Consider the following 22,360-nt stretch of genomic DNA (forward strand, 5'->3'; position numbering starts at 1 on the left):
AGAAATTAACAATTTAAGGGAATTATGAACTTGTTAGTGCCAGTTTTCGCCTCTGACTGTGAATTTACTGACTGCCATGCAACCACCTCGTTTACTGCTCTTATTATCGCGTGAAATTGGTATAGCTCGCACTTGTCTCGTTCATCAGCTATCGATTACAAGCCTTAATTTGAGCACATTGTATAGCTATGGAAATAAAGGCTAGGACATTGTAGAAGTTCCGATATTATTGCTCCCTACAAACTTTTACGCCGGATCTCTGCTATACATAAAGGTTTCATGAAAGCACCACTACCTCACAACGAAGCACAACGAATTGAAGCACTGTTGCAATATAAAATTCTGGACACGCCTAACGAAGCTGCGTTTGATGAACTGACTCGTCTGGCTGCGTATATTTGCGGTACTCCCATCGCGTTAATCAGCCTTGTAGATGCCGATCGCCAGTGGTTCAAATCAAAATTCGGCATAGACGTGGAACAAACACCACGCGATCTTGCTTTTTGCGCGCATACCATCTTAGAAACCGACATCTTGCTTGTACCCGATACGCTAGCTGACGAACGCTTTGCCACTAACCCATTTGTCACATCAGACCCAAATTTAAGGTTTTATGCTGGCGTACCCTTGACAAATACTGAAGGATATGCATTAGGTTCGCTTTGCGTGGTCGATCGAGTACCGCGCGAACTTAGCCCCGAACAAGTAGAAGCACTCAAGTTACTCGGTCGCCAAGCCCTCAAATTACTGGAACTGCGCCGCAACTTAGCTGATTCATTATTGGTTCGCACTCAAAATAAAAAAACTAGTTTGCATAAAACTCGCCAACAGTTATTCAAAAAAGTTGCTGGCGGGTTTGGCTTGGCATCTTTAATTCTCGTTTTAATTGGTGCTGTTGCATACCAAAGCATCAAAGGATTGATTGACAATAGCGATCGCGTAGCGCAAACTCAAGTAAAAATTTACACTCTAGAAGAACTACTTTCTTACGCCAAAGATGCTGAAACTGGGCAACGCGGTTATATTCTTACAGGACAAGATGCGTACCTAGAGCCATACTATACGGCGCTCGAAAAGGTACCGCAAAAAATTCAGGAACTAAAACAGTTAACAACTGAGCAACCTGAGCAACAAGCACAAATTTACAAAGTTGAATCGCTGATTACTCGCCAACTAGATTTATTAAAAACAACGATTGACTCGCGCCAACAGCAAGGATTTGCAGCAGCTTCAAAATTACTGGCAACAAATCAAGCCAAGTCTGTTATGGATGCAATTCGCGCGTCTGTTCGTGAAGTCGAAAATATGGAAAAAATGCGATTGCAGCAACAAGCAAATGCTGAACAAGCGAGTGTCCGCAATACATTAATGACGCTGGCGATCGCCATCTTTGTCATTTTCGCAATCCTTGCCTATGTTTACTACTTAATCTATTGCGAATTTACGCAGCGCAAGCAAATCGAAGAGTCACTCGAAACAGAACGTAACTTTATTTCTGCGGTGGTTGACACGGCTAGCGCATTAGTTGTCGTTCTCAACTCGCAAGGGCAAATTGTGCGCTTCAACACTTCCTGCGAACAGATAACCGGTTACTCCTTTGATGAAGTCCGAGGTAGATATTTCTGGAATGTACTGCTGTTACCTGAAGATGTTGAAACGCTCAAAGCTGCCTTCAACACTATCAAAGCAGAGCAGTTTCCCAATGAATACGAATGCTGCTGGATAACAAAAGATGGACGTTACCGCTGGATCGTATGGTCGAGTAACGTGCTGCTTGATTACCAAAATGAAATTGAATATGTTATCAGTACTGGTATCGACATTACCGATCGCAAGCGAGCCGAACAGAGGTTATTCATACAACATGCTGTCACGCAAGTTTTGGCAGAGTCGGCAACACTGAGTATAGCGGCTCCCAAAATTCTGCAAGCAATCTGTGAAAGTGTTGAGTGGGATTTCGGTGAATTGTGGAGCGTAGATTCACAGACAAGTACACTACGCTGCGTGCAAACTTGGCATTCACCATCACTTGCAGCAGCAAAAGAATTTGCCGCGATCGCACAGCAGACAACATTTACCGCTGGAGTTGGACTCCCAGGAAGGGTTTGGGCTTGTGGAGAAGCGATTTGGATTAAGGACGTCAGCCAAGAACCAGCATTCTGTCGTACAGAAATTGCACTCAAAGTAGGGTTGCGCAGCGCGTTAGCTTTCCCAATTCACAGCGGTAGCGAACAGCTTGGCGTTATGGTTTTTTTTAACCGCAAAATTCAGGAACCAGATGCAGATTTGCTACAAATGATGACTGCAATTGGTAGCCAAATCGGTCAGTTTATCAAGCGTAAATTAGCAGAGGAAACGCTGCAACAAACAATGACACTGCAACGTGCAATTTTAGACAGCGCCAACTATGCGATTATTTCTACTGATTTAAATGGCACAATTACGACATTCAATAAATGCGCGCGGCAATGGTTAAAATACACTCCTGCAGAAGTCATCGGTCAAACAACACCTATTATATTTCACGATGTCTATGAAATTGCCCAATTGATTGGCGAGTCTTCTGAATCGACTAATGTCATGAGTTTATTGTTTGATGAACTCTTAACCAAAGCACGGCATGGCGAAACTGAGGAATACAAGCTATCTTACATTCGCAAAGATGGCAGCCGCTTTCCAGTTATGTTATCCATCACGCCCTTACGCGATTCTAGAGATAATATCACTGGGTTTGTCACAATTGCGAGCGATATCACCGAACGCGAACAAGCTTTAGCAGCACTGCGTGAAAGCGAAGAACGCTTCAAAACCTTTATGAACAACAGCCCTGTTACTGCATTTATTAAAGATGCCCAGGGTCGCTATCTCTACATCAATGAACCACTGGAGCGAGCATTCAACGTCAAACTTAGTGATATACAAAATATGATAGATGCCAATTGGCTGCCCCCAGCAACAGCACAACAGTTGCGGGAAAACGATCTTGCAGTTCTTGCCATTGGGCAAACAGTTGAGTTCATCGAGTATATTCCTACTCCCGACGGACAGTGGCGCTACTGGCTATGCTTCAAGTTTCCGATGAAAGATGCATCCGGACAGCAATTAGTAGGCGGAGTGGCAATTGATATCACCGAACAAAAACAAACTGAGGAACAACTACAACTGCAAACGCAGCGATCGCAACTTTTCACCGAAATCACGCTCAAAATTCGTCAGTCGTTACAAATTGAAGACATTCTGCAAACGACCGTTACGGAAGTCCAAAAGATTCTCCAAACTGACCGCGTTCTCATTTACCACGTTACGCCCGATGGTATTGGTAACGTTGTTGCTGAAGCTGTTGTTCCTGGATTACCGACGATTCGCGGGCAACATCTTACTGATTCCTACTTTCAAGAAGAATATCTCCAGCAGTATCACCTTCAGCAATATCGTCGAACAAAATTACAAGGCATCACCGATGTTGAAATTACCGACGTTCAACCGAAACATATTGAACTCCTCGAACAATTTGGTGTCAAAGCCAATTTAGTTGTCCCGATTCTTTTAAAAGAGGAATTGTGCGGCTTGCTGATTGTTCATCAATGTTCGGAGCTCCGACAATGGAATCGCTTTGAAATCGATCTGCTCAACCAACTTGCCGATCAAGTAGGTATTGCCCTTGCCCAAGCCCAGCTTCTCGAAGCTGAAAAGCATCAGCGTCAAGAACTCGAAATCGCGCATCGCAAAGCCGAGTTAGCATCCCAAGCAAAAAGCTCTTTTCTTGCTAATATGAGTCACGAAATTCGGACTCCGATGAATGCAGTGTTAGGGATGACAGGCTTACTTTTGGATACTCCACTGACACCCGAGCAGCGAGATTTTCTCCAAATAATTCGCACGAGTGGCGATGCACTCCTCAGCTTGATCAACGAGATTTTGGACTTGTCAAAGCTCGAAGCTGGCGAAATGGAATTAGAAACACTCAATTTCGATTTATCCACGTGTATCGACGAAGTACTAGAACTACTGGCACCGCAAGCCCATGCAAAGAACTTAGAAATTGCCGGACTTATTTATCGCAATGTTCCTACACACCTTCAAGGTGATGCTGGAAGGTTAAGACAGGTTTTAACCAACTTAATTGGCAACGCCATCAAATTTACCAGCAAGGGAGAGGTTGTCGTCCGCGCTGAGTTACAATCAGAAACTTCTACTACGGCGAGAATCCGCTTTACAGTTGCAGACACAGGAATTGGAATTAGCCTGGAAGATCAACGCAAACTTTTTTCCCCATTTACCCAAGTTGATGCTTCTACAACGCGCAAGTATGGTGGTACAGGATTAGGACTTGCGATTTGTAAGCAGCTTGTCAATTTGATGGGCGGAGAAATCGGCGTTGAAAGTCAATTAGGGCTAGGCTCAAAGTTTTGGTTTGAAATTCCTTTTACTAAACAAATCGATCCAGTTCAACCACTACAATGCCTCAAGGATTTGCACAAACTGCGCTTGCTCGTTGTTGACGATAATGCAACCAATCGTAAAGTGATTTACCATCAAGCAACGCGTTGGGGTATGCACGTCGATGAGGCAGAAAATGCTGCGGTTGCCTTAGATATCTTACACTGTGCCTTACAGCAGAATACTCCGTACGATTTTGCCTTAATTGATATGCAAATGCCCGAAATTAATGGGTTAATGCTGGGCGAGCAAATTAAAACTCACCCTCAATTGGCAGATTTAACACTGATTATGCTCACTTCTACAAATCAGCATGATGAAGTACAACGGGCAAAAAAAATTGGATTCGCAGCTTATTTGGTGAAACCTGTAAAGCCTTCGCGTTTACTTAACACAATTATTAATTTAGTTGAAAGTAGATGTCATCTTGGTAGTGTCATAAATTCTGTTTTGCCTTCTCAGGAGAATTCAACAATCGCTATTCGTACCAATCCTCAACCAATTCTTCAGCAATTCCACAGTTTGAGTTACACCGCAGATATTGCTACAAACAGCAAAGAAATGTTAGCACTACTAGAAAAAATTCCCTATAAATTGCTGAATACTATTGTGAATTGCTGGGAAAATCAAAATGAACTAAGGTGTTTCATTAGTGCCAATAATACTATTACCTGTTTACAGTCGCCTACAAGTGCATTACCACATAACTCTAAACCTAAGCTCAAAATTTTACTAGCCGAAGACAATCTAGTTAATCAAAAAGTCGCTCTGAAGCAACTTCAATCTTTAGGATATACGGCTGATGTTGCTGCTAATGGACAGGAAGTTTTGGAATTACTAGAAAAAATTCCTTACGATTTAATTTTGATGGATTGCCAAATGCCTATTCTTGATGGTATCGCAGCAACGTTAGAAATTCGGCGCTGGGAAAAAAGTCGTTTGGCTAGTCAACGTCAACCGATCATTATTGCAATGACAGCTAATGCAATGCAAGAAGATCGACAAAAATGTTTAGATGTAGGAATGAATGATTATCTTAGCAAACCAGTTATTAAAGAAAAATTAGCTACAGTTTTAGAGCGATGGAATTGTCATTTAAAATCAATAGAAACTGAACAAATAGAAACAATTGCTCGTGATGATTCTCTTGAGAGCTTAATTAATTGGCAACAATTGTACCAACTTTCAGAAGGTAGCAAAGAGTTTGAAATTGAATTACTGCAAATGTTCGTCGAAGACACTCAAGCACGTTTAGAAATTTTAAAAGCGGCAATTGCTAACGCTGATTTACAAAAAATCGAGCAACAAGCCCATCATCTTAAAGGCGCTAGTGCTAATGTAGGAATAATACCTGTGCAAAAAGTGGCTGCCACGCTTGAACAAAGAATGCGCGATCGAGATATGACAGGTGCCGACCAGCTAGTCACAGAAATAGAAGAATTTCACAAGCAAATTCAAGATTTTTTAAGGCAACAAACTGTTTGAGTTAGGTGTTTTTTTTCATATACAAGCAGTAGCGATCGCCTGCTATTTGTTTATAGCTGATTTCATCTGCAAGCAAAGACATAATTTTTAAACCGCGTCCTCTTTCACCCTCTATTTCTTCAATATCAGGAAGTTCTTTCAGTTTTTGTTCTAAGTCAAAAGCTATACCAAATGCCCAAATATAAATTTCTATTGCCTCGCTATTTCTAATTGCTTCAAGTATAATTGGAGTTTCTTGTGGAAGTCCTCGATGTGCATGTTCGACAATATTTGTAAAACCTTCTTGCAGCAATGTTTGGCACTGCCACCATATTTTGATATCAGTAACTGGCGGATGATTTAATTGCTCAAACCATGAAATGACCTGCAATGTAGCTGCAAGATCTGTATTAACTTGAAGCTTTATTTTCTTAAACAATTGTCAACCAACCAAAAATTAAATTAATATCAATATATAGAATATAGCAAATTAAAGTAAAAATATTTATTTTAACAAAAAAGATAGTATTTGAATCTATCAATAAAGTTTCAAGCTAAATACCTTTAAAATTACCTAGCCAATTCTTATGTTTAAAATTCTGATTATTGATGACGATCCGACAATGCGGGCAATACTCAAAAGAGCATTACAAAATCAAAGCTACGATGTGACGGTTGCTAGTGATGGTGAGGTGGGAATTGCACAAGCACAACAAATACAGCCAGCATTGATCGTCTGTGACTGGATGATGGAAGACTTAAATGGACTTGATGTCTGTCGTCTAATTAAAGCCAATCCAAAACTAGCAACAACTTTTTTTATTCTGCTTACTGCACGCCAAGAAGTGGAAGATCGAGTTATGGGACTTGATGCAGGAGCCGATGATTTCTTAGCTAAACCAATTGATATTAATGAATTAAAAGCCAGAGTACGAGCAGGATTGCGCTTGTATCAACTCAATCAAGACTTACAAGCTCAAAAACAAGCTTTAGAAACACTCAATCAAGATTTACAACATCAAAAACAACTTTTGGAAACTGAGTTAGCCGAAGCTAGTAGCTACGTGCGATCGCTTCTTCCCACACCCTTGATAGGATCTGTAACAACCGAAAGCTTGTTCATTCCATCTGCACAACTTGGTGGCGATTGCTTCGATTACTATTGGCTAGATAACGACCATTTAGTATTTTATTTACTCGATGTCTCAGGACATGGAGTCGGTTCAGCGTTAGTATCTGTCTCAGTACTTAATATACTGCGATCGCAATCTTTACCTAATACAAACTTCTATCAACCTAGTGCAGTTTTAAAATCACTTAATGATACGTTTCAAATGAGCGATCGCGACGATAAATACTTCACCATTTGGTATGGAGTATACAATCGCGCTCAGCGTCAACTTTACTATGCTAGTGCTGGTCATCCACCTGCTATCTTATTAGCAGGTACTACAAATCTGCAAGTTAAGCACTTAGATTCATCAGGTTTACCCATTGGCTTTTTACCTGATGCTATGTTTGAACAAGACGTTATATCTTTACCAGAAAGTAGTACCATATACATTTTCAGTGATGGCGCTTACGAAATTCCGCAACCTGATGGTAGAATTTGGGGAAAAGAAGCTTTTGTCCAGTTGCTCGTTACTTCACATCAACAGAATACATCTTTAAAACACCTTCTGAGCCAGCTACAGGTACTTAATCATACTCATAATTTTGCTGATGATTTATCTATAATCAAAATTCAATTTAATGTTTGAAATATTACTTCGAAAATACAAATTATTAACTCCTGAATCGATTTTCTAATATCTTTGCTAAAAGCACTCACAAGCAAGATAACTGGTTTGATTTATAAGTTAATTTTCTTAACTTGAACCATTAAAAATTAATTATTTGGTCGCTAAAAATTTTTGATTAAACTCATTTTGATTATCAAAGATTTCAAAAACTCGATCCATTTTAGTTAGCTCAAATAACATTTTTACTTGATCGTTCACTGAACAAATAAATAACTTGCCACCAGCGCTGCGCACTATCTTCATTGCAGAAACTAAAGCTCCCAAACCAGAACTATCAATAAAAGTGACTTCTTGAAGGTCAATTAAGACAATATCAGCACCAGCAGCTACCACATCACTAACTTCACGTCGAAATTGATTGCCTTTCATACCATTTAAAATTCCAGAAGGCTGCACAACTTTAATAGTACTCATTTTGTCTCCTTTATTGAAATTATTTTGTTTTGCTATTTTGGCAATTTATTTAAGTTGGCGACAAGGTATAATTACGGAATATAGGCAGTAAAAGTCTAAATCAACTATGAAGAAAAAAATAATATATAACTAGCAAAAAACCTAATAATTAATCAAAATAGCGAATTAGCAATTGCCCGCGTACTACCGAAAGGTAAGCTACAGAGTTAATCAAATTGCTAAGCATAAAATGATAGAGATCTCAGGAACAGTTAATTGTGATACGATTAACATTCACCTGAATAGGTAAAGTATGCAACCGAATTTTTACTGAGAGATCGCGATCAGTTGATAAGTGTCAACTCTTAATTAAGTGAACTTACGCTATAGAATTTAAACAATTTATGTTTTACATGTCACGCTACCTGCATCAGGTTATCCAAAAATGTCACGTTTGCTAGGACTCAAAAATTCTCAGAAGCCTAATTCTTGGCACGGTAGTTTAAACATGGTATATACCAGTGTCGGCGGTACTACTACGGTGACTCACCAGCAAATGCAAGCACCGTTGAAAGTCCAAAGACCGTTTTATCCAGAAGGCACAGAAGTGTGTCATAGCATCATTTTACACACTGCTGGTGGTGTTGTTGGTGGTGACAAGCTTTCCCTGAATTTGCACCTGCAACCACAAGCTCATACACTGATCACAACCGCCGCAGCAAGTAAGATTTATCGTAGTAATGGATGGGAAGCTAGACAGAATATTCAGGTAACAGTAGATAGTCATGCTTGTTTAGAGTGGTTTCCGCAAGAAACAATTGTATTTAATGGTGCAATCTATCGGCAGGATTTACGCATAGAATTAGCACCTGGTGCTACCTGGGTAGGCTGGGAAATTACCCGCTTTGGTCGCAGTGCAAGAGGAGAAAAGTTTTTACAAGGAAACTGGCGATCGCATACCGAAGTTTGGCAGCAACAACGTCCTTTGTGGATAGACCGCCAGCGGTTGCGCCCAGATGCGGAAGTTATCAATAGCCCCCACGCATTAGCTGGAAAACCGATAATTGGCAGTTTTGTTTGGATTGGACAATCTGTACCACCTGACGTGGTAGAAAAGGTGAGAATGCTATCCACGCTAGACCAAGGCGAAGCAGGCGTTACGCGCTTAACGACAGGTTTATTATGTCGCTATCGCGGTGACTCGACAACTGAGGTGCGCCAATGGTTTACTGAGATTTGGCATTTGCTACGATTATCTTTTCTAGGAAAACCAGGCTATCAATCGCGAGTCTGGCAAATTGAAAGGAACTGACATTTTATGCAACTGACACCACAGGAAAAAGATAAGCTACTTATTTTCACTGCTGCTTTACTCGCCGAACGACGCAAACAACGAGGATTAAAATTAAATTATCCCGAAGCTGTAGCTTATATTTCTGCGGCAATTTTAGAAGGCGCGCGCGACGGACGTACAGTTGCAGAATTGATGAGTTTTGGCACAAATTTATTGACCCGCGAAGATGTTATGGATGGTGTTGCAGAAATGATCCTAGAGGTACAAGTTGAAGCCACTTTTCCTGACGGAACTAAACTGGTCACCGTTCACAATCCCATTCGCTGATAGAAACTGTACGCATTTGTTTTTTTAAACTGAATGACATAAGAAGGATAATTGCATGTGGAAGTTTCCTCTAACTTTGAATTTTTGTATTTCCTAAAATAGGAAATTGATTAATTACAGCAAGTAAATAGTTGTAACAAAGTAAAATACTCTCCTGATATAGTGGAGATAAAGTAGTTTTGGGCAAAAAAGCACTATTAGTTAATTAAGTGCTATGAGTTTGTACTGAAGTAAATACAAGAGTAGAATTCAAGAACGTCAATATTATTAATTACCAAAGCAATGATTCCAGGAGAGTTGTTAGTACAACAAGGTGATATAGAACTCAATGCGGGACGTCCAACTGTACGAATCAAGGTTGCTAATCGTGGCGATCGCCCAATTCAAGTAGGTTCGCACTTTCATTTTTATGAAGTCAATCAAGCATTAGACTTCGATCGCGATCGCGCGCGCGGGATGCGGCTTGATATTCCAGCAGGTACAGCAGTACGCTTTGAACCAGGAGATGAGAAAGAAGTGGTATTAGTTCCTGTTGTTGGTACTCGTCACATCTATGGATTCAATGGCAGAGTCAACGGTGCGTTAGACGACTAAACTGTACATTCAATAATTGAGCGCAATCATATCAATCAGCTTTCCACTTGATTTTTGTATTGATTTTTATCGAGTGGTAGTTTTTTATTAAAGTATCACTCGCGACTATGAGCGGAAACGATCGGCGTGAAGAGTGATTTTTAGTTTAATTTTCAAACCTAACCTTCGTTAGAAGATGAATTATTCGCTTTAGTTTAGGATTGTTAATACAATGTATGAACAACCTTTATATTTATTTACGGTTGTAGAATGCAGCAATATCAATTTGTTCCTTGGTTAGAAATGCTAACTACGTATTATCCATGCCTTTGACGCTTCTCGTTGTTGATGACGATCTCGGAACTCGTTTATCGATCAGCGACTACTTGGAAATGTCTGGCTATTCAGTGCTAACAGCAGCTGATGGTCAAGAAGCGCTGGCGATGGTAGAAACGTACCATCCTCACTTGATGGTGACAGATATTGTCATGCCACGAATGAATGGCTACGAGTTAGTGCGTCACGTGCGTCAGAATCCCAAGTTTCGCTTACTACCAGTTATATTTTTAACAGCAAGAAACAAAACAGAAGAAAGAATTGCAGGCTATCAATCAGGTGCTGATTTATATCTACCCAAACCTTTTGAGTTGAAAGAACTAGGGGCGGCGATTCGGAATTTACTAGAGCGATCGCAAATTATTCAATCAGAGGCGCGTTTATCGTACGAAGAAGGTTTGCGGGCTAATTCGCACACTGTAGGACAAGCAGGGGAAACGCTAGAAGTTCCCATCAAGTTAACTCAACGCGAACAACAAGTCGCCGTTTTACTAACGCACGGTCTTTCTAACGCTGAAATTGGTAGTCGATTGCATCTTAGTCCGCGTACGGTTGAAAAATATGTAAGTAGCCTATTTCGGAAAACCTCTACGAGTAATCGTGCCGAATTAGTTGGTTTTGTGATGAAATATCGCTTATTACAATGATTGCACGTCTTTAACTTCTTGAAGTAAGCCAGTGCAAGCATCGAGGAGAATATCGATCGCGTAATTAAAGCCTTGTGCGCCTCCATAATACGGGTCTGGAACTTCTTTGACGTTATGCTGCGAGCAATAGTCACAAATTAACCGTACCTTCTCGCGATACTGACCAGTGCGGTCGAGCGCGAGGATATCTTGGTAATTTTCGCGATCCATTGCCAAAATCAAATCAAACTTTTCTAAGTCAGACTTTTGTAACTGCCGCGCACTACCTTGGAGTTTGATTCCCAGCTTACTCGCTGCGGCGATCGCCATGCGTCGATCCGGTGGACTACCGATGTGATAACCACCTGTACCTGCTGAGTCACAGATAATACTTCCGTTGAGGTTTTCCTTGTCAAGTAAATGATTCATGATATTCTCCGCCGCCGGAGAACGACAGATATTTCCAAGACAAACAAATAGCAGTTTGTAAGGCATTTTGAGGAGTCAGAGGTCGAGGGTTAGAGGAAGCGGAGGATACTGGTTAGAGTGATGAGTTATACCGTTTCGCTTTAAAGTTTCTACAAATAGACCGCAGAAGAAGCAGAGGAAGCAGAGGGGCAGAGGGGCAGAGGGGCAGAGGAGAAATTAATTGTAGTTCTTATTTAGAGAAATGGAGTTACTCGTTAAGTAGTGATGAGTTTAAGAGAGTTAAGAGTTAAGACACTTCTTTTAATAAAGGTCTTTGGCACCTTTTTTGCTTTCCAAAACTCAAAACTTAAAATTTAAAACTCTTTCACTAGCCACTAGCTACTCTTTCACTCATCCCTTGCTCCTCGCCCTTAGTTTACATTCCCATTCCTGGCAATTCTAAGCCACTTGTCAATTCTTCCATGCGTTCGCGCATTGTTGCGGTAGATTTGTTGTATGCGTCCTTCATGGCAATAGTTACCAGATCCGAAAGCACTTCTGCACCTTCATTAAGTGCTTCTGGTGCAATTTCAACACTCTGAGGCTCTTGATTACCGCTAAGGACGACCTTAACTAGCCCACCGCCAGCTTCTCCAGCGATCTGCATTTGCTCAAGTTCTTCTTGAAGCCTTTTAGCACCTTCTTGTACTTGTTGTGCCTTTTTGAAAGCATCGGCTAGTTCTTTCATTTTTCCTATGCCGAAGCCAAAACCTTTTCCTTGTGTCATATAAAACCGCGTTGCAAATTGGATACAAAGTTCCATTAAATTATAGATGCCCTGATATCGAGTTGAGAGGATCTAGTAAGGGGTCAGAGATCGAAGGTCAAAGGTCAGGGATTACACAAGCGTCAGGAAAGTGATTCTTGCTTTTACTCAAATTCACCCAAAATTTTTACTTCTGGCTCTAACAAAATTGACCAATGCTGCTGTACTTGGTCTTGAACGTAGTTAATTAGCTGCAAAATGTCGCTAGCTTTAGCTCCGCCACAGTTAAGAATAAAGTTAGCGTGGCGTTCAGCGATTTGCGCACCACCAATTTTGTAGCCTTTGAGACCTGTTTGCTCGATTAACCATCCAGCAGTGTACGGCAAAGGATTGCGGAACACGCTACCACAACTTGGGAGATGGTACGGTTGAGTCTTGCGGCGTTGTTCGAGATGTTGGCTAGTCGTTGCTAAAACTTGTTCAGGGTCAGCACCTGGTTGCAGTTGAAAGGTGGCTTGAGTTACTAAACGCAAAGGTTTACCCAAACTAGCAGCAATGTTTGCTTGTAGTGCAGATGTCCGATAGCGGTATTCTAGTTGCTCTGGCGTAAGCGTTTCTACCTCACCGTTAGGAGAAAGAACCTGAGCGCTTACTAAGATATCAGCGATACAGCTTTTATGCGCGCCAGCGTTCATCACTACCGCGCCTCCAACGCTACCAGGAATACCCACAGCCCATTCTAAGCCTTGCCAGCCACGTTCAGCTGCTTGCCATGCTAAACGCGGTAAAGGTTCTCCCGCAGCAACTGTGACTTGACCAGTTATGAAGTTGAATTCAGTATGACGCAAATGGCGCGTACCAATGACTAATCCAGGAATACCGCGATCGCTGACGAGTAAATTAGAACCTGCACCTAATAGTGTTACTGCTAAACCTTCGGCGTTAGCCCATGCAAAACTTGCTTGTAACTCTTCTAGATTACGCGGTGCTACATACCATTGTGCAGGACCGCCAACGCGAAACGAGGTCAGCGTTGCTAGCGGAATTTGCGATTTTATAACACAGTTAGTATTAGGTAAATATATAGATTTGACCTCACTAGCGCTTAATTGCTGCACTTTAGTCACAATTAAAGGCGAAGCCTTGCTATCGATAGAATTCAGATTTGCTTGCGAAATATTCATAACAGCACAATAATTCGAGGTGGAGGTATGAGGAGAATGAATTTAAACCACGAAAGCGAACAATTAATACGTCAAGTTTTCTTGCGGATCAAAGCTCCTCGGCTCCCCTAGATAGGCGAATCGAGTTCATCACCTCTGGAATAACTTGATTCAAGTTTCCAGCCCCAAGAAATAGAGCCATATCTCCTGGCTGTAAAGTTTGAGTGAGGTATTCACAAATTGCTGTTAAAGTAGGCTGAAAGCTAACGTGCGGATGATTTTCAGCAACCATCGCTGCAAGTTGCTCCCCACTAATTTGCCCTGGATTCAGTTCGCCTGCACTGTAAATTTCGCTGATGACTGCAATATCAGCATGGTTAAACGATCGGGCAAACTCTGGTAAAAATGCCAGCGTGCGGCTGTAGCGGTGCGGTTGAAATATCGCCACAATCTTGACGTTTTCTTTTGCCTGTAAACGAGCCGCAGCTAAAGTAGCGCGAATTTCGCTTGGGTGATGCGCGTAGTCATCGATAAACAAAATACCGTTTATTTCTCCGCGCAGTTCAAAGCGACGGCGAGCGCCTGTAAACGAGGCGATACTGGCGGAAATCGTGGCAAAGTCTAATCCCAGTAATCTACCAACTGCGATCGCAGCTAGCGCATTGCTAAGGTTATGTTGACCTAATAAACGGAGGTTAAGGACACCTAGTACTTCTCCTTTTTCCCAAACGCGCGCAATCGTACCAGATGCACCATACTCGATATCGGTAACAGTATAGTCGGCGTTGGTATCAGGATTGAGGCTATAGCTAATTGCGGGGTGGAGGCGATCGCGTACAGTTTCGCAATCAATGCACCCGACTAACATTTGACAGCGATCGGCAAAAACTTGGAACGTCTGCACAACTTCTTCCAACGTCCCGTAGTGATCCGGATGATCTAATTCGATATTAGTAACAACACCAATCGCTGCAGAAAGCTTAATGAGCGAACCATCAGATTCATCTGCTTCAGCGACAAGATATTCGCTTTGTCCTAATCTGGCATTCCCTTCCCAAGCATTCACTTCGCCACCAACCACAATTGTTGGGTCAAGTCCTGCTTGCAGTAGCATATAACCAATCATGCTACTTGTTGTTGTTTTACCGTGCGTTCCCGCAACAGCAATACTTCGATAATCTTTAATAAGTGCTGCTAAAAGGTCTGCGCGATGAAATATAGGACACCCTAAATCAAGGGCGGCGCGATATTCTAAATTACTTGTATTAATAGCAGTTGAACAAATAACTTGCGGTAAACTCGTGCGTGTATCGGTCACTAGACTTTCTAGTGAGCTATAAGGTGTTAGTAGTACTGAAGTACTATTTGCTCGGCTTCGTGGCGTTAACAATTCTTGACAATCGGGCGAATTTTGTGGCAAGAAAAATGTCAGATTTGTTGCTTCTTGCTTGTCAAAAATATTGACTCCTAATGCCTGCAATCGTTGCGTTATATGACTTGAACGAATATCCGAACCTGATACAGGTATGTTCCGCTTAGCAAGAATATACGCAAGAGCAGACATACCGATGCCGCCAATACCAATAAAATGAAATGGCTTACCGCTAAAATCAACAGAATTCAGTAGCATTTTTGCTCCTTCCACACCACACCACAGCATACTGCACAAATGTTAGGCGATATCATATCAAGAATTTCTTTTTTTCGGGAACTCTCTTACTTGAGATTTCTTACTCTACGTAGAGTTATATTTATTGCTACTTTTTCGGCTTCAGTACACTCCTTAAGAAGTACGAAGTCACTTTTCTGGCAGTTCAATAGTTATTGCTATACCCCGAGCTAAATCATTTGCCCTGTATTAAATCACTAAAGTTAAAAATTAGCGATACTAACTTTTGAACCTTAATGCGCTACGCGATTCAATGCAGTACTCAAGGCATAAAGTAGGAATTTTGGGAGGCACTTTCGATCCAGTACATTGGGGGCATTTGCTGATTGCAGAAGCTGCTGTCAGCCAAGCTAATCTCAAGCAAGTTATTTGGGTTCCTACGCGCTATCCGCACTACAAAAATGCAACAGCATTCGAGCATCGTTGGCAAATGGTGCAGATGGCGATCGCTGATAATCCCGCATTTAAGATTGCTCCAGCAACGGTAAATAGTACTGAAAAATCCTATGCGATTCAGACTCTCATCGACCTCAAAACGCTTTACCCCAACAATCAATGGTCTTGGATTGTTGGTTTAGATGCATTTGAAACTTTGCCGCGTTGGTATCGTCGCCAAGAACTCATCACTGAGTGTCAGTGGTTAGTAGCCCCTCGACTGCCAGCGACACTTAAGCTAGAGCAGTCTAAAGCGATCGCCACCCACAGTCAGTTATTTTGCGAACAAATTGTGCAAAAATTAGAATCGCAAGGATTAAGCATTGACTGGCAAATTTTGCATCTACCGTATGTCGGAATTTCATCGAGCTTGATTCGGTCACTGTGCCGCGATCGCTTATCAATTCGGTATCTGGTGCCAGAAGCCGTACGGCTCTATATCAACAAATACAAGCTCTACTCGCGTTAATTTTTGATAAATTCTAATATTTCTTATCGTCTTGCCGCGCGCAAGTTATAATGTATCACCCTTTGCGATATGATCTGCTTCAAGAATAGGTAATCATTGTTTAGTAGATACCAGAGGGCAAGACGCTGTGATTAGAGTCGCGATCAACGGTTTTGGACGCATCGGGCGTAACTTTATGCGCTGTTGGATAGGTCGAGAAAATAGCAATATCGATCTCGTCGCTATCAACGATACTTCTGACCCACGAACCAACGCTCACCTGCTGAAGTATGACACTATGCTGGGGACGTTGAAAGATGTCGATATCAGTGCGGATGACAATTCGATCGTCGTTAATGGCAAGACCGTTAAATGCACATCGGATCGCAATCCAGAAAACTTGCCTTGGAAAGAATGGGAAATTGACCTGGTTATTGAATCAACAGGTGTTTTTACCAGCAGAGAAGGGGCAACGAAGCATTTAAACGCTGGCGCCAAAAAAGTTCTAATTACTGCTCCAGGCAAAAATGACGATGGTACTTTTGTTGTTGGTGTAAACCATCATGAATACGACCACGACCAACACACTATTATCAGCAACGCGAGTTGCACAACAAACTGTCTTGCGCCGATCGCCAAAGTTCTCCATGAGAAATTTGGCATCATTAAAGGCACAATGACCACCACGCACAGCTACACTGGAGACCAGCGTTTACTTGACGCGAGTCACCGCGACGTGCGCCGAGCCAGAGCAGCGGCAATGAACATTGTCCCGACTTCGACAGGAGCTGCTAAAGCAGTTGCACTTGTCTTGCCAGATCTCAAAGGTAAGCTCAATGGCGTTGCATTGCGCGTACCCACTCCCAACGTATCCATGGTAGATTTTGTCGTTCAAGTTGAGAAAGAAACTTTTGCAGAAGAAGTTAACCAAGCGCTCAAAGACGCTGCGGAAAACTCGCTCAAAGGTATTTTGGCATACAGTGACTTACCACTTGTTTCCTCGGACTATCAAGGTCATGATGCCTCATCAATTGTCGATGCTAGCTTAACCTTGGTTATGGGTAGTGATATGGTGAAAGTGATGGCATGGTACGACAACGAATGGGGCTACAGCCAGCGCGTATTAGACTTGGCTGAGCTTGTTGCCCAAAAGTGGAAATAGGTAGTGTGGGAGGTCAGAGGTCGGGGGTCAGAAATCAGAAAGAACCGTGATATCGACCTTGACTGAAAGACCTAAAAATGTTGAAATCCCCGTTTGAGGCTAAGAACTTCATCGGGGATTTTTCTTGTTTGGTCGATGAGATAAACTGCAGGATCGTTGGTTATCTCTCCAACAATAGCAGCACCGTTACCCAAGTGCTGTACTAATGCTTGTGCTGAATCGCGAGGCAAACATAAAACTAACTCAAAATCTTCACCACCGTACAACGCCCAATCTAAGGCTTGTTGAGATGACCAATTTTTAAGCTCGTCGGGAAGAGGAATTAAACTGCGTTCTACTCTTGCGCCTACTTGACTCATCTGACATATTTGCAGTACAGCATCTGCTAAACCATCACTACTATCCATTCCCGCAACACGAATGCGATCGCTGGTATTTTTGGTTTGACATATTACCTCCCATAAAACCGGTAGCACGTCTAATCGAGGTTGGGGGCGTTGATGCGCTTGAATGAGCCTTTGTTGAGCGCTATTACTTAACGTTTGTCTTAATTCTGGCTGTAGCAATAGTTCTAATCCAGCACGTGAAGCACCGTGTACTCCAGTAACGACGATCGCATCTCCGACTTGAGCAGTGGAACGACGAATAGTATACTTAGGATCGACTTCGCCAAATGCTGTAATTGCGATAGTCTTGACGGGAGAACGGCAGACATCGCCGCCAATTACGGTAGTGGCAAATTTTTGCAAGCATTGAGTGATTCCTTGATAGAGTTGCTCGATCCAAGTAATAGATGTATCGCCAGGAATGCCCAAAGCAATTGTAATTCCTAAGGGGTAAGCACCCATTGCTGCTAAATCGGATAAGTTAGCCGCAGCCGCCCGCCAGCCCGCATCTTCCGGTGAGGTTGTGCGATCGCTAAAATGAACTCCATCAACTAACATATCAGTTGTCACAACCAAAGATTTTCCTGGTTGCGTGGCGATGACTGCTGCATCGTCTCCCACAACGTCTGGCGGACAAAATTGCTGCAACCGCTCTAACAGCGCTTTTTCCCCTAATTCTTTAACGAGTTGTGACATTTTGTAGCCTTTGTTGCAGAATAAATTCTGCGATCGCTAAATCGACCGGAGTTGTCAGCTTGAGGTTTGTTTCTTCGCCTTCTACAATTTTGACGGTTAGCCCGCATTTTTCAAACAACGCAGCATCATCGGTCACTTCCCACGCTTGGCGGCGTGCTTCTTCATGACATTGTTTGAGTTTTGCCACATCAAACGCTTGTGGAGTTTGAGCTGCCCAAAGATGCTGCCTTTCTGGTGTACTTTGAATATTACGCGCTGCATCGACGACCTTAATCGTGTCCTTTACTGGAACTGCTGCAATTAAACCCGAACAATGGCGAATTTCCTGGGCACAGCGATCGAGCAATTCCGGAGTTGCCAAACACCGCGCCCCATCATGAATCAGAACTTGTTTTGCGTCGCTTGGCAGCGCCTGTAAGCCGTTATAAACTGATTCTTGACGTGTTGCCCCTCCCGCGATCAGTTGCGTCGGTTTTGTTAGCGATACATTAGCCAAAATTTCTTTGATATCTAACCAATCGGATGGCTGTGCAATAATACCTATCCAACTAATTTGTTGACTGGCTTCGGCAGCAAGCAGTGTCCAAGAAAGTAAAGGTTGCGATCGCAACGACAAAAACAGTTTATTGCGATCGCTTCCCATCCGACGTCCTATTCCTGCGGCTGGAATTAATAAATGCACAGTTGTCCTCGTGTCTTAGTTTAAATGTTGCTCAAATATCCATATTTTTGCACTTTTCCTTCAACAATTAAACTTCTTTTGCTCTACCGATCGTTTTTAAGTAAAAATCTCTCAATATAGGTTGTAGAGCTTTTGCTAACAACAATTCCTACTGCTAGAAAACTTATTCAATCAGCGATACCAGCTACAATTAAATTCTACTGAACGTTAGTAAATGTAATTTTATATCTTTTACGATTTGGAAAAGTATTCAAGTTGCTAACTTGTTGATTTTGAATTAGTCCTGTATAGAAATAAGGACGAATACTTGCTGTGGATGATTGCCCTGGAAAAGCGTAATGAAGAACAACGGGTTTATTTTGCAAAGCTTGAGTTGTTATATAAGCAACTAATGCTTGTTCTGTAGCATGATAACCATGATTCCACGCATCTATTTTAGGACGATATTGAACTTTAGCTCCTGATGCTGTTACTTCAGGATAAGTTTCATAATATTGATAATCTACCATATTGTTTAACCAAAAATTATAGGTTTTTACTAAATATTCAGTTAAAGCTGGATTTCTTAAACTCAAGGTAGCTGTCATCTGATTCATCTCGTTATACATCCACGCAACTTTTTTGCCATTAACATCTACTGAGCCATCAGGTTTTAGGAGCGTTGCCCAAGAACCAGTACTATTAACATAAGCTTTTTGTAAAACTTTAGGAGCTTGAATTTCTGCGAAAGCCATTAACCCTGTGTTGTTGGTCATTTTTCCTACTAAATATATGAACCAAAAAGCTTTACAGGTATGACCCAAATCTACATTTGAAAAACTTCCTCCCACATCTCCTTGTCGCCAAAACAAATTATGTTCGCTACTGTAGAATTTGTCATTCATAATTTGCACAATTCGCAAGGCATCTGCTTTCCATTGAGATTGGAGAGGTTCTGGTAATAAAGGAGTTACTAGAACCATATAAGTATTTAGCTGATCCAACTGTGCTGTCAAACTCTTTAAGTTTGATACTTTACTCCACTTCAGCATGCCTAAATTAGGATCGTAGTAATTGTTAAATATATTATTTTTTAGTTTAATAATATCTTGCAAAACACTTTCGTCGCGAGTTAAATAATAGTAAAATGATAAACCTAAGCCAGCATATGCCAAGTGCTGAGTGTCTCTTTGCGATTCTACAGGTTTAGGAATACCATTTTCTAGATAAGTTGCTACACTTCCATTAGACTCAAACGCATTTTTTCTAATATAATTTACTCCACTTCTAGCAAGTTGAAGCATTCTTTCATTACCAGTAAGATGGTAGGCAACGCCATAAACATAAGTTTGCCGAGCTTTAGCTACAATATATTCTTTGTTAAGATCGTTTTTGATCCATGGTGATGCATTTAAAATTTCTGGGCAGGGTTTACTAGGATTCCAAAGCGAACCATTGTTACAACGAAAGGTAGGAAAATTGCCCACTGGATTGCCGAGTGCAGATGACATTGTCCAAAATGGCATAATTTCTTGGTTGACGTGTCGTAGCCATCTTTGACCAGAAGGTAAATTATTGATAACCCCTGGATTAAACGCTGCGAGTTTTAATTCGTTTTTATTAGCTCGTGTTTCAGGAGTAAGTTTAATAGATTGTCTAGCGTAGATTGCTGGTGCTATTCCAAATAAAAAACAGAGACTAAAAACAGAAGTTTTCAACAATAAACTACGTGCCATATTTCATCTCCTTGAATACTTATAACTTATAAAAACTGATTAGAATTAATCAACTACATAAAAAGTAATTGGAAAAAAGCTTTTTGCTCGTGCAACAAATACAGTTAAGTAAGTAGCTAAAACAAATATGTAGTTGAGAAGCACTGACAAGACATTTATTGCAAAACAAAAGAATTAAAAAAATCTTTTAATATGCAAATTAAAAACTTATCGTACTCGCGTAAGGTTTAATTAACAAATATTTGTTGTTAAAATCAGGAAGAATAAATGGTAGGGAACTAACTACACCACTAATATATAAGCAAGAAATAAAGCTCTCTTAAGTTGTAAAAAAAATTATTTTATCTATATAAAATTTCTGCAGACTATTACGAATTAATATGATTTAATAATTTTTATTCGCTACTATTGATTATTTAAAAATGAATCATTCTGGTTAAAATTCTAAAAAGAAAAAGTAGTATCAGCAGACTTGATAACTACAATCTTGCTAAAGTATGCCCAAGCGTTGCAGAAAAGTGCTAACTTCAGTTAGAGAAAGGTAGTGTTCATCTACCATTGGCAGTGAGAAAAGTGTTCAATGAGTGACAACGACGGTTATAAAGTTATTAGCGAAAATCGGCAGGCACGCTTTCTTTACGAGATACTAGAAACCTATGAAGCAGGCATTCAACTAACGGGAACAGAAGTCAAGTCAGTGAGAGAAGGCAAGGTTAACTTACAAGATGGCTATGCCTTGATTCGTAATGGTGAAGCGTGGTTGCTTAATGTCAATATATCGCCTTATACAGGTAGCGGACAGTACTTTAACCACGAGCCGCGCCGGACACGCAAGCTGTTGTTGCACAAAGAAGAAATCCGCAAGCTCATCGGAAAAGTAGAACAGCAAGGCTTAACCTTAGTACCGTTGAAAATGTATCTGAAACGCGGTTTAGTCAAAGTTAGCATTGCGCTTGGCAGAGGGAAGAAACTTCACGATAAGCGAGAAGCTCTAAAGCGCCGTCAAGACCAACGCGATATTCAAAGAGCAATGAAGAACTATTAGGCGGATATTGCCTTAAAATAGAAGTGAACAGTACATGCCTTGTGAAACTCTAGTAATTTACTGCCTTCTGCGGTAAATTAGCTTGCATGTAGGCACGTACTTCTTGAGTAGTATATTCAGGCAAGAAAGGTTTATAGCTCAAGGGTGATTTTACTTAATTGCTCAATCGTTAAGGTAGGGATTGAGAGATGAGACAAGGAGCTTGTAGCTATGAAACGTTCTCAGTTATCCAAAGTATTTGGCGCTAGTGTACTAGGTCTAAGCTTAGCCTTTCTACCTTCTGCGCTTCCAGTATCAGCACAAACAACAAATACTGCACCAGGAGCGACAGGGACTACCACAACTGCACCGACGACAACTACTGAAACAAACGGTGGGTTTGACTGGGGTTGGCTAGGCTTAATCGGTTTAGCAGGATTAGCAGGCTTAGCTGGTGGTCGTAAATCAGAACCCAATCGTTACCGCGAACCTGATACAGTAGGAACCACAACTTCCTCTACATACCGAGAGCCGTAAGATATTTTTACTTC

19 protein-coding genes are annotated in these 22,360 nt (G+C 41.4%); 10 read left to right on the forward strand and 9 right to left on the reverse strand.

Features of this window, described 5'->3' with window-relative positions; translation table 11 throughout:
- Positions 1-279 precede the first annotated feature (279 nt).
- Positions 280-5,925 (forward strand): PAS domain S-box protein, encoded by a 5,646-nt coding sequence (locus B1A85_RS16890; protein ID WP_104547914.1) that lies wholly within the window; start codon positions 280-282, stop codon positions 5,923-5,925.
- Position 5,926: 1 nt separating this feature from the next.
- On the opposite strand, the gene B1A85_RS16895 is transcribed toward B1A85_RS16890, so the two are convergent.
- On the reverse strand, positions 5,927-6,343 hold the full coding sequence (locus B1A85_RS16895; RefSeq protein WP_104547915.1) for an anti-sigma regulatory factor: 417 nt from the start codon (positions 6,341-6,343) through the stop codon (positions 5,927-5,929).
- Positions 6,344-6,491: 148 nt separating this feature from the next.
- Between B1A85_RS16895 and B1A85_RS16900 the strand changes: the two genes are divergently transcribed.
- Positions 6,492-7,664, forward strand: coding sequence for a PP2C family protein-serine/threonine phosphatase (locus B1A85_RS16900; protein WP_104547916.1), 1,173 nt, complete (start codon positions 6,492-6,494; stop codon positions 7,662-7,664).
- A 132-nt stretch (positions 7,665-7,796) separates the two neighbouring features.
- Here B1A85_RS16900 and B1A85_RS16905 read toward each other — a convergent pair whose 3' ends face one another.
- A complete protein-coding gene (locus B1A85_RS16905; RefSeq protein WP_104547917.1) occupies positions 7,797-8,120 on the reverse strand; it encodes an STAS domain-containing protein in 324 nt (107 codons plus the stop codon).
- Between the two features lie 424 nt (positions 8,121-8,544).
- Between B1A85_RS16905 and B1A85_RS16910 the strand changes: the two genes are divergently transcribed.
- The 4 genes from B1A85_RS16910 (at position 8,545) to B1A85_RS16925 (ending at position 11,276) form a co-directional block, all read left to right on the forward strand.
- Entirely contained in the window at positions 8,545-9,411 is an 867-nt protein-coding gene (locus tag B1A85_RS16910; protein ID WP_104547918.1) for an urease accessory protein UreD, read from the forward strand.
- 6 nt (positions 9,412-9,417) lie between these two features.
- Complete coding sequence (gene ureA, locus B1A85_RS16915) at positions 9,418-9,720, forward strand: urease subunit gamma (protein WP_104547919.1); 303 nt, start codon at positions 9,418-9,420, stop codon at positions 9,718-9,720.
- Positions 9,721-10,002: 282 nt separating this feature from the next.
- The gene (locus B1A85_RS16920; protein WP_104547920.1) at positions 10,003-10,314 is read left to right on the forward strand and encodes an urease subunit beta; all 312 of its coding nucleotides are present in this window, start codon (positions 10,003-10,005) and stop codon (positions 10,312-10,314) included.
- A gap of 302 nt (positions 10,315-10,616) precedes the next feature.
- The gene (locus B1A85_RS16925; protein WP_104547921.1) at positions 10,617-11,276 is read left to right on the forward strand and encodes a response regulator transcription factor; all 660 of its coding nucleotides are present in this window, start codon (positions 10,617-10,619) and stop codon (positions 11,274-11,276) included.
- Here B1A85_RS16925 and B1A85_RS16930 read toward each other — a convergent pair.
- The 4 genes from B1A85_RS16930 to murC all read right to left on the reverse strand — a co-directional run bounded on the left by B1A85_RS16930 (position 11,268) and on the right by murC (position 15,222).
- A complete protein-coding gene (locus tag B1A85_RS16930) occupies positions 11,268-11,750 on the reverse strand; it encodes a low molecular weight protein-tyrosine-phosphatase (protein ID WP_104547922.1) in 483 nt (160 codons plus the stop codon). The genes B1A85_RS16925 and B1A85_RS16930 overlap by 9 nt on opposite strands.
- Before the next feature lie 349 nt (positions 11,751-12,099).
- The gene (locus B1A85_RS16935; protein ID WP_073550002.1) at positions 12,100-12,450 is read right to left on the reverse strand and encodes a YbaB/EbfC family nucleoid-associated protein; all 351 of its coding nucleotides are present in this window, start codon (positions 12,448-12,450) and stop codon (positions 12,100-12,102) included.
- Between the two features lie 143 nt (positions 12,451-12,593).
- Positions 12,594-13,613, reverse strand: a complete 1,020-nt coding sequence (gene murB, locus B1A85_RS16940; RefSeq protein WP_104547923.1) for a UDP-N-acetylmuramate dehydrogenase — start codon at positions 13,611-13,613, stop codon at positions 12,594-12,596.
- 88 nt (positions 13,614-13,701) lie between these two features.
- Positions 13,702-15,222: a UDP-N-acetylmuramate--L-alanine ligase gene (murC, locus tag B1A85_RS16945; protein WP_104548067.1), complete on the reverse strand. Its 1,521-nt coding sequence runs from the start codon at positions 15,220-15,222 to the stop codon at positions 13,702-13,704.
- 292 nt (positions 15,223-15,514) lie between these two features.
- On the opposite strand from murC, the gene nadD reads away from it, so the two are divergent.
- The gene (nadD, locus tag B1A85_RS16950) at positions 15,515-16,165 is read left to right on the forward strand and encodes a nicotinate (nicotinamide) nucleotide adenylyltransferase (RefSeq protein WP_104547924.1); all 651 of its coding nucleotides are present in this window, start codon (positions 15,515-15,517) and stop codon (positions 16,163-16,165) included.
- 127 nt (positions 16,166-16,292) lie between these two features.
- The gene (locus B1A85_RS16955; protein WP_104547925.1) at positions 16,293-17,306 is read left to right on the forward strand and encodes a type I glyceraldehyde-3-phosphate dehydrogenase; all 1,014 of its coding nucleotides are present in this window, start codon (positions 16,293-16,295) and stop codon (positions 17,304-17,306) included.
- 71 nt (positions 17,307-17,377) lie between these two features.
- Here the strand turns inward: B1A85_RS16955 and thiL are convergent, their stop codons facing one another.
- From thiL to B1A85_RS16970, 3 genes are all read right to left on the reverse strand, one after another.
- Entirely contained in the window at positions 17,378-18,388 is a 1,011-nt protein-coding gene (gene thiL / locus B1A85_RS16960; RefSeq protein WP_104547926.1) for a thiamine-phosphate kinase, read from the reverse strand.
- Positions 18,372-19,070: a 2-C-methyl-D-erythritol 4-phosphate cytidylyltransferase gene (ispD, locus tag B1A85_RS16965; RefSeq protein ID WP_104547927.1), complete on the reverse strand. Its 699-nt coding sequence runs from the start codon at positions 19,068-19,070 to the stop codon at positions 18,372-18,374. Before ispD ends, thiL begins: the two co-directional genes overlap by 17 nt.
- A 197-nt stretch (positions 19,071-19,267) precedes the next feature.
- Positions 19,268-20,785: an AGE family epimerase/isomerase gene (locus B1A85_RS16970; protein WP_104547928.1), complete on the reverse strand. Its 1,518-nt coding sequence runs from the start codon at positions 20,783-20,785 to the stop codon at positions 19,268-19,270.
- Between the two features lie 580 nt (positions 20,786-21,365).
- Between B1A85_RS16970 and smpB the strand changes: the two genes are divergently transcribed.
- The gene (smpB, locus tag B1A85_RS16975; protein WP_104547929.1) at positions 21,366-21,830 is read left to right on the forward strand and encodes an SsrA-binding protein SmpB; all 465 of its coding nucleotides are present in this window, start codon (positions 21,366-21,368) and stop codon (positions 21,828-21,830) included.
- Positions 21,831-22,040: 210 nt separating this feature from the next.
- Positions 22,041-22,346 carry a WGxxGxxG family protein gene (locus tag B1A85_RS16980; RefSeq protein WP_104547930.1) on the forward strand — a complete coding sequence of 102 codons (306 nt, stop codon included), beginning with the start codon at positions 22,041-22,043 and terminating at the stop codon, positions 22,344-22,346.
- Positions 22,347-22,360: the final 14 nt, after the last annotated feature.

Source organism: Chroococcidiopsis sp. TS-821 (assembly GCF_002939305.1).
Lineage (GTDB): Bacteria > Cyanobacteriota > Cyanobacteriia > Cyanobacteriales > Chroococcidiopsidaceae > Chroogloeocystis.

Bases quoted from the DNA above. Each gene is read 5' to 3' on its own strand.
- B1A85_RS16980 (WP_104547930.1), top strand. From the start codon at position 22,041: ATGAAACGTTCTCAGTTATCCAAAGTATTTGGCGCTAGTGTACTAGGT.
- B1A85_RS16930 (WP_104547922.1), bottom strand. From the start codon at position 11,750: ATGCCTTACAAACTGCTATTTGTTTGTCTTGGAAATATCTGTCGTTCT.
- B1A85_RS16925 (WP_104547921.1), top strand. From the start codon at position 10,617: ATGCCTTTGACGCTTCTCGTTGTTGATGACGATCTCGGAACTCGTTTA.
- thiL (WP_104547926.1), bottom strand. From the start codon at position 18,388: ATGTCACAACTCGTTAAAGAATTAGGGGAAAAAGCGCTGTTAGAGCGG.
- smpB (WP_104547929.1), top strand. From the start codon at position 21,366: ATGAGTGACAACGACGGTTATAAAGTTATTAGCGAAAATCGGCAGGCA.
- nadD (WP_104547924.1), top strand. From the start codon at position 15,515: ATGCAGTACTCAAGGCATAAAGTAGGAATTTTGGGAGGCACTTTCGAT.
- B1A85_RS16900 (WP_104547916.1), top strand. From the start codon at position 6,492: ATGTTTAAAATTCTGATTATTGATGACGATCCGACAATGCGGGCAATA.
- B1A85_RS16920 (WP_104547920.1), top strand. From the start codon at position 10,003: ATGATTCCAGGAGAGTTGTTAGTACAACAAGGTGATATAGAACTCAAT.
- B1A85_RS16935 (WP_073550002.1), bottom strand. From the start codon at position 12,450: ATGACACAAGGAAAAGGTTTTGGCTTCGGCATAGGAAAAATGAAAGAA.
- murB (WP_104547923.1), bottom strand. From the start codon at position 13,613: ATGAATATTTCGCAAGCAAATCTGAATTCTATCGATAGCAAGGCTTCG.
- B1A85_RS16970 (WP_104547928.1), bottom strand. From the start codon at position 20,785: ATGGCACGTAGTTTATTGTTGAAAACTTCTGTTTTTAGTCTCTGTTTT.
- B1A85_RS16910 (WP_104547918.1), top strand. From the start codon at position 8,545: ATGTCACGTTTGCTAGGACTCAAAAATTCTCAGAAGCCTAATTCTTGG.
- B1A85_RS16890 (WP_104547914.1), top strand. From the start codon at position 280: ATGAAAGCACCACTACCTCACAACGAAGCACAACGAATTGAAGCACTG.
- murC (WP_104548067.1), bottom strand. From the start codon at position 15,222: ATGCTACTGAATTCTGTTGATTTTAGCGGTAAGCCATTTCATTTTATT.
- ureA (WP_104547919.1), top strand. From the start codon at position 9,418: ATGCAACTGACACCACAGGAAAAAGATAAGCTACTTATTTTCACTGCT.
- B1A85_RS16905 (WP_104547917.1), bottom strand. From the start codon at position 8,120: ATGAGTACTATTAAAGTTGTGCAGCCTTCTGGAATTTTAAATGGTATG.